At 67.9% G+C, this 1,742-nt stretch carries 2 protein-coding genes; both read right to left on the minus strand.

The annotated features are described in order from the left end of the window. A partial coding sequence (locus Q0982_RS01795; RefSeq protein ID WP_299391205.1) for an IS4 family transposase occupies window positions 1-1,115 on the minus strand: 1,115 nt, incomplete at its 3' end. 390 nt (window positions 1,116-1,505) lie between these two features. Next, the coding region (locus Q0982_RS01800) for an aminotransferase class IV (protein WP_299391207.1) at window positions 1,506-1,742 on the minus strand (237 nt) is incomplete at its 5' end.

Raw genomic sequence — 1,742 nt, forward strand, 5'->3', positions numbered from 1 at the left:
TGTTTGATGGCGTGGAATTGGGTCATGCCGTTGAGGATGACGATGGGTCCGGGTTTGCCGTAGTAGCCGGTCCACCCGCCGAGCCTTGCGAAGACCCAGGATGCGAAGGCCAGGGAGCCCTTGGGATGGGGGTTCTTCTGGCGATCGGTCTTGCCTTCCAGACTGTCGCTGACCGCCTCAAGCACCGGTTGGTCTTCTGGTTCGAGGGCGTCTGTGGCCGGTCGACCGATCGATCCGTCGCGGTCGCCGACCAGTTGCATCACCGTGACAGCGGCGATCAGCGACGCCACTACCAGCTTTTCGAACGGCCCCTCGGCGATGCGCAGCGCTTCCACATCAAAGCCCTTGGTCTTCAAGGTGCGGAACAACTGCTCGATGGTCCAGCGGCGCCGATAGTACTCGACGATGCGGCGGACATCCTCGACATCGTCTACGCGGTGGGTGGTCAGCAGGCGCCAGTGGGCGGGCGGCTGTCCGGCGGGGGGATCGATCTCGCGGGCCTCCACCAGGGTCAGCGAGACACTGGCAGGCAGTCTCTCCCGCTCGGTTCGGGGCCGGTTGCGGCCTACCGGCTGACAGATCTCCACCGAACGGGAGCGCAGAGCCACCGTGGCGTCGCGCGCCCGCCGGCCGGGCACTGCCGGCAGCGTCACGATCATCCGCCCGGCCTCGGGCAAGCCCTCCAGGCTCTCCAGCAGCTTCGTCCCGTCGGCTAGGTTGCGGTCCTGCGCCACCCGGATCAGCACCTCCACCCCATCCGGGCGCAGGGCAAAATCCTCATAGAAGTCGGCTTCGCGGTCGGCGATGACCGTGACGGTGGCCGCGCCCTGGTCTTTCAGCTGCGCGGCTTGCGTTGCCCCGCGCACCCAACGGCTGCTCTGCTTGGCGGTGAAGGCACGCCCCGACGCGCGAGGCTTGCCACCGCCCGGCCGGCTCAGCAGCTCTGCGTGCACCAGCCCCAGCAAGGCGCCGCTGGACGCCTCCACGGCGATCGTCGGGTGGATGACGATGCCGCTGCCGTTCGAAGCCACCCGCACATCGCTGGTGTCCTGGATGGCCAGCACATGCAACCCCTGCACCCGCCCGGCCGTGCGCGCCCCGGCGGTGGCAAGCATCTCCGATATCGTCACGGCAGGATTGCGCAAGAACCGCGTCAGGCGGATCTCCCCAGCCCGATTGCCGCCCAAACGGCGGACCCGCACACCCGCGCAACCGACAGCCGCCAAACGGGCGTGCAGCAACGCCCCCCTTTTTCCAGGCGGCGGTCGCCAAACCGCCCCAGCGAGATATCGCTCATCTCCCGGCTCCCTACCTTCCTTGACCGGACGAACACCCAACCAAGGCAGGGAGTCAGACCTCGCCGTACCGCGCAAGCCCGAAACCAACCCAGATGTGTGAATGCCGTAGGGTCGCCGCCCGGGCACGACGAATTCGATGACTTGAAAGAGTTTCTCCAAACAGCGCTGCCGGACTGCCTTGAAGCGATCGCCCTACCCCGATGCCGATCACGCCGCGGCGTCGGCCAGGGACGCCGGCCGGCCGCGCACCAGGGCCGAATAGTCTTCGCGCAGCGTCTGCGTCAGGCGGCCGGGCGTGAAGGTCAGATCGTCGATGCGCCCCACCGGCGTCACCTCCGCCGCCGTCCCGGTCAGGAAGATCTCGTCGGCGCCCGCCAGCTCCTCCGGCCGGATCTGGCGCTCCACCACCTCGATACCGCGGCGGCTAGTTCCTTGGGCGAAAAG

It is taken from the genome of Pelagibius sp. (genome assembly GCF_028281305.1).
Taxonomy (GTDB): domain Bacteria; phylum Pseudomonadota; class Alphaproteobacteria; order Kiloniellales; family Kiloniellaceae; genus Pelagibius.